Genomic DNA, 8048 nt, shown 5'->3' on the forward strand with positions numbered 1-8048 from the left:
CCTTGATTGGGTCGCAGGCGAAGTGGTGCCGATTGCGCCTGCGGACCCCGCGTTAAAAGTGCCGCATATGGGTTGGAACGATTTGGTCCTGAATACGGATCACCCGGTGTTTGACGGCGTGAAAAGTGGTGATCACACCTATTTTGTGCACTCTTACCACTTTGAGGTCGCAGACCCCGCCTTGCGTTTGGCGCATGTGGAATACGGCGGCGATGTTACGGCTGTGGTGGGCACGGGGACCAAGTTGGGCATGCAATTTCACCCAGAAAAAAGCCAAGATGTCGGTCTGCGCATGATCCGCAATTTTCTGACGTGGGCGCCTTAATCTAGCACAAAGGGTTTGGGCAGATCGCGCAAAGTGCGCGCGCCCAATTGGCCCATGCAGGATTCCAAATCCGCCTTTAGGATCTTAGCCAGATGGTCTGGTCCAGATGCACCCAAAGCGGCCAAAGCATAGTGCCACGCGCGCCCGAGCATCACAAAATTCGCACCCGACGCGATGGCGCGCAGGATATCAAGACCGCCTTCGATTCCGCTGTCAAAAATGATGGGCAAACGGGTTGCGCTTCGGATAGCGGGCAGCACCTCGATAGTGGCGGGCGCGGCATCAAATTGCCGTCCCGCGTGGTTTGACACCCAAATGGCATCAACCCCCAGCCTTTCCAGTCGGGCCGCATCGGTGCCGCGCAAAATGCCTTTGACGACAAAGGGCCCATCCCATGCATCGCGCAGCCACTTGACGTAGTCCCAATCGGGCGAGGTGCGCAGCAAATACCCGACATGGGCTGTGACGGGCAGGTTGGTGCTGGCCGCAGTTGTATAGGCATCCAGCATCCGCATGTGCGGCATACCGCGCTGGGCCATGCCAAGCGCCCATGTGGGCCGCATCGCCACCTGCGCCAACAGGCGTGGTGTCAAACGGGGTGGATTGGTCAAACCAGAGCGCGTCTGGCGTTCACGGCGCGAGGCCACGGGCACATCGACGGTCAGCACCAGCGTCTTAAAGCCTGACTTGCGCGCGCGGTCCAACATATCGCGCCTGATCCCTTCGTCACGAGGCGGGTACATCTGGAACCATGCGTGCGGGCCGAGATCGCCTGCTACGTCCTCGGGGGAGGCAGTGGCGACCGTAGATATGGAATAAGGAATATCAAGGCGTGCGCCAGCTTGGGCCAGCAGGGCTTCGGCATTGGGCCACATCAGGCCTGACATGCCGACAGGCGCAATACCAAAGGGCAGGGGCGTCTTTTGATCAAAAATCGTTGTGGACAGGTCTGGTTCGAATTCGCCGTGCAGGACGGACGGCAGCAAGCCAACGCGGTCCAATGCTGTGCGATTGCGCGCGCGTGTCGCTTCGACCCCTGTGCCGCTATCGAGGTATTCCCAGACAAACTTTGGAATACGTTTTTGGGCGCGATTGCGCAGGTCACTTAAGGCGGGGAAGCGGGAATTTAGATCCATGTTGTCACTATGTCGGGGAGTGTCGGTCGCGGCAAGTCTTGGCGTTCGGGAGCTCTGCCCCCATCGCCCTTCGGGCGCTTCCCCCGGAGTTTTAGGGAACAATGAAAAGAGAGGAACAACGCGCGAACATCGGCCTTTCCCTTTTGCGTGCTCCGGTTTAGGTTATTGGTCATGAGCAGCTTTGATGAATTTGACGCCTTTGAGGGCGCATCCCTGTCCGCACGTGCGATGGCCGCGCGCCCGCAGCCCTATTTGGATGGGTTAAACCCGGCGCAGCGCGAAGCGGTGGAAAAGGCCGATGGGCCTGTGTTGATGCTGGCCGGTGCCGGTACGGGCAAGACGCGCGCGCTTACGGCGCGAATTGTGCATTTGCTTAATACCGGGCGCGCTCGTCCGAACGAGATTTTGGCAGTGACGTTCACCAACAAAGCTGCGCGTGAGATGAAAAACCGCGTGGGTTCCATGCTGGGTGGTCAGATTGAAGGGGTGCCATGGCTGGGTACGTTCCATTCGATTTGTGTGAAACTGTTGCGTCGCCATGCCGAACTGGCGGGCCTCAAGTCGAATTTCACGATATTGGACACTGACGATCAGATCCGTTTGATGAAACAGTTGATCCGTGCGGCTGGCATCGACGACAAACGCTGGCCGGCGCGCATGCTGGCCAACATCATTGATGGATGGAAAAACCGCGCGCTGACCCCCGATAAAGTGCCTGCAAGCGATGCCAGTGCTTACAACAACAAAGGCGTTGAGCTGTATGAACAGTATCAGGCCCGCCTCAAGGAACTGAACGCCTGTGATTTTGGCGATTTGTTGTTGCACATGGTCACGATCTTTCAGGCCCACGAGGACGTGTTGGCGCAATACCAGCGCTGGTTCAAGTTCATCCTTGTGGACGAATATCAGGATACGAATGTGGCCCAATATTTGTGGCTGCGTTTGCTGGCGCAGGGGCACAAAAACATCTGCTGTGTTGGCGATGACGACCAGTCGATCTATGGGTGGCGCGGGGCCGAGGTTGGCAATATTCTGCGCTTTGAAAAGGATTTTCCGGGCAGCCATGTGGTGCGTTTGGAACAGAATTACCGATCGACCCCGCATATTTTGGGGGCTGCCAGTGGTGTGATTGCCGGTAACGAAGATCGTCTGGGCAAAACCCTGTGGACCGACAAAGAGGGCGGCGAAAAGGTGCGCTTGATCGGCCATTGGGACGGCGAGGAAGAAGCGCGCTGGATCGGTGACGAGATTGAATCCGCGCAACGCGGCACGCGCGGGATGGACCCTGTATCGCTGGATCACATGGCCATTTTAGTGCGCGCCAGCCACCAAATGCGCGCCTTTGAGGATCGGTTTTTGACCATCGGCTTGCCTTACCGTGTCATTGGCGGGCCACGGTTTTACGAACGCCTCGAAATTCGCGATGCGATGGCCTATTTTCGGGTGGTTGTCAGTCCGGACGATGATCTGGCCTTTGAACGCATCGTGAATACGCCCAAACGCGGCCTTGGTGATAAGGCGCAGCAAACCATTCAAGTGGCAGCGCGCAGTAATGGGGTCAGCCTTGTGGAAGGCGCCCGGATTGCTGTCGATCAAGGGTTGATCAAGGGCAAGGGCGGCGCGGAATTGCGCACCCTTGTGGACGGCATCGTGCGTTGGAACAGCAAGTTGCGTGGGCCGCGTATTGAGATGGTCGAAGACGACAGCGTCATCGACGAGGGCATTGTGCCACTGCGCACGGAATATGGCCCGCCGCCCATCAGCCACATGGAGTTGGCTGAGGTTATTCTGGATGAGTCCGGCTATACCGCGCATTGGCAAAACGACAAAACACCCGAAGCGCCAGGGCGGCTTGAGAACCTCAAGGAACTGGTCAAGGCATTGGAACAGTTCGAAAACCTGCAAGGGTTTCTGGAACACGTGTCGTTGATTATGGACAACGAAACCGAAGAGGCGGGGGCCAAGGTGTCAATCATGACACTGCACGCCGCCAAGGGTCTTGAGTTTCCCATGGTGTTCCTGCCGGGTTGGGAAGATGGCCTGTTTCCCTCGCAACGCAGCATGGATGAAAGCGGGATCAAGGGCCTCGAGGAAGAACGCCGCCTTGCCTATGTGGGCATCACGCGGGCCGAGGACGTGTGCACCATTTCGTTTGCCGCCAATCGCCGGGTGTTTGGGCAATGGCAATCGTCGATGCCGTCGCGGTTCATTGACGAATTGCCGGAAAAACACGTGGATGTCCTGACGCCCCCTGGTCTTTATGGGGGTGGATTTGGGGCCGCAGCACCAACGAGGGAGTCGGGCCTACACAAGGCCGCGGCTGATGCGAATGTTTACAACTCGCCCGGCTGGAAGCGGTTGCAGGCGCGATCAAACGCGCGCCCTGTGTCGCAACCCTCTGAGGCGCGCAACACAGTGATTGACATGACGGCTGTGTCCAGCTTCACCATGGGCGAACGGGTGTTCCACCAAAAGTTCGGCTATGGCGAGGTTGTTGGTGTTGAAGGCGACAAGCTAGAGATCAACTTTGACAAAGCGGGCTTAAAGAAAGTCGTGTCGCGGTTTATTTCGGGGTGTGACGATATTCCATTTTGATATCTTGTGATCTTGTCGTGGCAGCACTCTGGCGCAAGCTCTCATGGTCGCCTTGCTCGCTGGGGTTGGCAACACGTCGCTCGTGCGTCCTGCGTCATCGTGTTGCACGTCAAGCATAGTGGTTATATGATCTTGCCTAGAGTGCAGACAGATGCGGCGTGAGTGTTGATGGAAACAAGATTTTGGGCTTGCCAACACGACATTCAAGGCAGATTCGAAACGGACTTCCTGTCGCGGCTATCAATGGCGGTTTCGTCGCAATAGTCTTGACCCTTTGGGGTTTCGAAGACGGGCAGTTGCGAAGAGCAAAGACTGTTTAACTCCTGAAAACGGGTTGTTAATTGTGTGTTCCGAAATTGGTATAGGCTTGGCAAAGAAGCTTTGAATATTAGAGGCGAGCAATGAAGAAAAATGACGAAAAAAAAAGCAAATTTAGAGATAGACCTGACGTAGATGTTAGGCCCTTCTTGAAGCGACAATTTCCGACAGAAGGGCCTAGCCACGGGATAACGATTGGAAAATCGCCCAAATTTATGTGGTTCAGGGTTGCAAAAGTGGGCACTCGGACAACACTTAGTACGTTGGACAGCTTGGGCGTCACCTATCATTTACGTGAAGGGTTCAAATTTTCCTACGATACAGACGCATTTAAAGACTATTTCAAGTTTGCCTTTGTGCGTAACCCGTGGGACCGAATTGTTTCATGTTGGTACAACAAGGTTAAGGTCATACGGGAATTAGATCTTGAAAGAAAAAAATTCCCAAAATTCGAGGACTTAACCGGTGAGTTTGAAGAATTCGTCGACTTTCTCGAGACTGAGAACTTGGCGACCTGCAATATTCATTATCGGTTGCAAACGCGTTTGATCCCCGTCGATGATATGGATTTTTTGGGCCGATTTGAACGGTTCGAGGCGGATCTCATGACGATTTTGAAGCATCTTGAGATACCTAAAGAAGATGAATTCGAGCGTCGGAATGTAAGCGAAGATAAACGCCCATTTCAGGAATATTACACGCCGGACCTTCGGGACCGTATCGCGGAGTTGTATAAAGCTGACATCCAGGCGTTCAACTATAAATTCGATCCATAGGCCCAGACAGAAGGCGCTAATTTTCGAGCGTCTCGTGGTCGTTCAATCCGTTCATGCGAAGACGCCGGATGACCCCTTGAGGCGCAGAGCGATCCTGTTCAATCTGTGCCAACGATTTGCTTTGCAGCTGCACGTTCCTCGGACTTATTCGCGTTCCTAAATGGAATGGCTTTTTCCGGAGCGGGGCCGTCCAAACTCTCGGCATTGATCGTTTGGCTTCATGTTCAATCAATGCGGGCCATTGTTTGTCTTTTTGTCTTTGCACACACGGTTCAAACGAAAACGGCGGCCCCAGGGAGGAGGGACCGCCGTCTCTTCAGCATCGCAACGTTAGGTCAGGGAGGAGGAAGACCGCCCGCGCGATGTGTCGCTGTGTGCCCCGTGTAAAGGGCGGTATTAGGCGCGGCAGCCCCAGGGAGGAGGAAAGGAGCCGCCGCATTTACAACACCGGATGGGTCAGGGAGGAGACCAACGTCGATGTATCTGTTTTGCGCCGCTTGAGGCGCAAGGAATAAAAGGTGCGGCGACGCCTGGGAGGAGGATAGGCGCCGCCGCCAATTACAGATGCCCCAGGGAGGAGGAGAGGGACACCTGATCTGTTTTGCGCTTTATGCGCAGTGTTTCGTCGTACGTTCAGCGAGTGGTGTTTTCTGCCGCTTCCCACGCTACGCGCTTCAGCTCGGAACGGTGCAGGCCCAAGTCGGCCAATTCACGGTTGCTCAGCATATCCAATTCGCGGATGGTTGTTTTGTATACGCGGTATTTTGCGCGGCGTTCTGCTGCGGTCGCCAGATAGTTTCCGGCGGATGTTAGGATGCGCTCAATCAGATCGGAGCGTCGTGTAACGTCATTGTAGTAGGCCATCGTTTTCGCCTCATGTTTCGTTTCCGTTGATCCAAAGATAGGCAAATGCTGCAGATGCACAATAGTTGGTTCGGCAATGCCGCTATGCAGCATTTGCATGGGCTGCGCGTTGAAAATGTGGGCATAGTGCTTATGAGTTCATCACGTTTCCCGGATGCCGTGCAGACCCCTTGCGCGCCCGTCAAAATCTGCCAGATATTGCGGCACCTCAGCGGAGAAACGCGCCATGTCGACAACTAAAGAAGAAATCCAATCGGCTCTTAGCCGGATCGCAATGCCTGATGGCGGCGATCTTATGTCGCGCGATCTGATACGCGCGGTGCAAATTGATGGTGCGGCGGTGCAATTCATCATCGAAGCCCCTTCGCCAGAGCTTGCCGCCCGCATGGAACCCATCCGTGCCGCCGCCGAAGCGGCTGTGCGTGAACTGAACGGCGTCGATCAGGTGCGTGTCGCACTGACGGCCCATGGCCCAGCCCCCAAACCAAGCGCGCCCCCGAGCCTTAAAATCGGTGGGCACCCCAAACCGCAAGAGGGGCCGACAAAGCCAGCAGGCGTCCAGCGCATCCTTGCCATCGGGTCTGGTAAGGGCGGCGTGGGCAAGTCCACAGTGTCATCAAACCTTGCAGTGGCCTTGGCACGGGCAGGGCGCAAGGTCGGCCTTTTGGACGCTGATATATACGGCCCTAGCCAGCCACGCATGATGGGCGTCAACAAACGCCCCGCCAGCCCCGATGGAAAAACCATCATTCCTTTGCAGGCCCACGGCGTTACGCTCATGTCCATCGGCTTTATGATGGAAGAGGGCAAAGCCGTCGTGTGGCGTGGCCCTATGTTAATGGGCGCATTGCAGCAGATGTTGGGGCAGGTGCAGTGGGGCGAGTTGGACGTATTGTTGGTCGATTTGCCGCCCGGAACAGGGGATGTGCAACTGACCTTATGTACTAAGTCAGAAATCAGCGGCGCAATTGTCGTGAGCACTCCGCAAGACGTGGCACTGATTGATGCACGCAAAGCGCTTGATATGTTTGCGACTCTGAAAACGCCCGTGCTGGGTTTGATCGAAAACATGTCGATGTTTGTCTGCCCCGATTGTGGGTCCGAACATCAGATCTTTGGGCAAGGTGGCGTTGCGGCAGAGGCCGACAAGATGGGCGTGCCCCTGCTTGGCGCATTACCGATTGATCTGGATACCCGGTTGGCGGGCGACGGTGGCACACCGATTGCCGCAGGGGACGGGCCGATGGCGCAAGCCTATGCGCGCATCGCTGAGGGGTTGATTAAGGGCGGAATGGCCTAACGTCCAAAAGGCGGATCGCAAGGGCCGCTGCGTCCCCTAGATAAGTAACGGTTAAAAATTGTTGAAAGGCGCATCGCTCATGATGCGCCTTTTTTCATGTCTCATCGTTATTCTTGTTGTCGCGTCGGAGCATTCCGTCGGCGTGTCAAAGCTGTGCGCACAAGATTTCCGTTTGATTTTGGGTTTTGATGGGGCGTCCGGGGTAGGACTATGGGATTTCATGGTCCAAGGGCGCCGTTTGCCAGTTGATTCGAATCAATTTTGGCGAGTTTCACCGGTTTGGCTGGAAATTCCTTGAGAACATAAATAGAACATGTTAGGCGTTTGGTATAAATTCAAATTTTTTTGGGAATTTATGGGTCGACGTGGCAGCGATCTGGATTGTCTATATATAGTGTTCCATTTTTTCCTTTCCACAGCATTGGCTGTAATGAGATCGGATTCTGCTGCATTCTCTAATGATCTTGGCGCTATCTCTCTAAGGTTCAACACGTATCGCCCGCAAAAAACCATTGCGTACCATCAATTCCCATGGCATCCATTGTTCATCGGATGAGAACGAGACCAAGGGGCACCAAACGACCCCGATTAAAAATAAAACTCTAGCAGGTTTCATACAGGCACCTCGCTTTCATCAGACAACGAGATCCGGCGCGCGAGCGAGCAGACATCCCCCCAGGTGGCGCGCGCAGCTGGACATCCCGCTAGACGGGACAGTGGCGGCGAGTTGATCA

At 55.3% G+C, this 8048-nt stretch carries 7 protein-coding genes; 5 read left to right on the forward strand and 2 right to left on the reverse strand.

Annotation, left to right across the window (positions count from 1 at the left end):
• The coding region (locus ABJF76_RS10055; protein ID WP_413822562.1) for a glutamine amidotransferase-related protein at positions 1-325 on the forward strand (325 nt) is incomplete at its 5' end.
• Here ABJF76_RS10055 and ABJF76_RS10060 read toward each other — a convergent pair.
• Positions 322-1461, reverse strand: coding sequence for an alpha-hydroxy acid oxidase (locus tag ABJF76_RS10060; RefSeq protein ID WP_413821221.1), 1140 nt, complete (start codon positions 1459-1461; stop codon positions 322-324). The two genes, ABJF76_RS10055 and ABJF76_RS10060, sit on opposite strands and share 4 nt — an antisense overlap.
• Before the next feature lie 171 nt (positions 1462-1632).
• On the opposite strand from ABJF76_RS10060, the gene ABJF76_RS10065 reads away from it, so the two are divergent.
• Together ABJF76_RS10065 and ABJF76_RS10070 are read left to right on the forward strand one after the other, a co-directional pair.
• On the forward strand, positions 1633-4056 hold the full coding sequence (locus ABJF76_RS10065) for an ATP-dependent helicase (RefSeq protein ID WP_413821222.1): 2424 nt from the start codon (positions 1633-1635) through the stop codon (positions 4054-4056).
• Positions 4057-4457: 401 nt separating this feature from the next.
• The gene (locus ABJF76_RS10070) at positions 4458-5150 is read left to right on the forward strand and encodes a sulfotransferase family 2 domain-containing protein (protein WP_413821223.1); all 693 of its coding nucleotides are present in this window, start codon (positions 4458-4460) and stop codon (positions 5148-5150) included.
• 633 nt (positions 5151-5783) lie between these two features.
• Here ABJF76_RS10070 and ABJF76_RS10075 read toward each other — a convergent pair.
• Positions 5784-6014: a DUF1127 domain-containing protein gene (locus ABJF76_RS10075; RefSeq protein ID WP_413821224.1), complete on the reverse strand. Its 231-nt coding sequence runs from the start codon at positions 6012-6014 to the stop codon at positions 5784-5786.
• 45 nt (positions 6015-6059) lie between these two features.
• Here ABJF76_RS10075 and ABJF76_RS10080 point away from each other — a divergent pair, with 45 nt between their 5' ends.
• Positions 6060-6254 (forward strand): hypothetical protein, encoded by a 195-nt coding sequence (locus tag ABJF76_RS10080; RefSeq protein ID WP_413821225.1) that lies wholly within the window; start codon positions 6060-6062, stop codon positions 6252-6254.
• Positions 6241-7314, forward strand: a complete 1074-nt coding sequence (locus ABJF76_RS10085) for a P-loop NTPase (protein ID WP_413821226.1) — start codon at positions 6241-6243, stop codon at positions 7312-7314. The genes ABJF76_RS10080 and ABJF76_RS10085 overlap by 14 nt, the downstream gene beginning before the upstream one ends.
• Positions 7315-8048 lie beyond the last annotated feature (734 nt).

This window comes from Tateyamaria sp. (assembly GCF_039940735.1).
In the GTDB taxonomy this organism is placed as follows: domain Bacteria; phylum Pseudomonadota; class Alphaproteobacteria; order Rhodobacterales; family Rhodobacteraceae; genus Tateyamaria.

Excerpts from the sequence above, each read along its gene's own strand:
- ABJF76_RS10060 (WP_413821221.1), bottom strand. The coding sequence starts at position 1,461 with ATGGATCTAAATTCCCGCTTCCCCGCCTTAAGTGACCTGCGCAATCGC.
- ABJF76_RS10065 (WP_413821222.1), top strand. The coding sequence starts at position 1,633 with ATGAGCAGCTTTGATGAATTTGACGCCTTTGAGGGCGCATCCCTGTCC.
- ABJF76_RS10070 (WP_413821223.1), top strand. The coding sequence starts at position 4,458 with ATGAAGAAAAATGACGAAAAAAAAAGCAAATTTAGAGATAGACCTGAC.
- ABJF76_RS10075 (WP_413821224.1), bottom strand. The coding sequence starts at position 6,014 with ATGGCCTACTACAATGACGTTACACGACGCTCCGATCTGATTGAGCGC.
- ABJF76_RS10080 (WP_413821225.1), top strand. The coding sequence starts at position 6,060 with ATGCTGCAGATGCACAATAGTTGGTTCGGCAATGCCGCTATGCAGCAT.
- ABJF76_RS10085 (WP_413821226.1), top strand. The coding sequence starts at position 6,241 with ATGTCGACAACTAAAGAAGAAATCCAATCGGCTCTTAGCCGGATCGCA.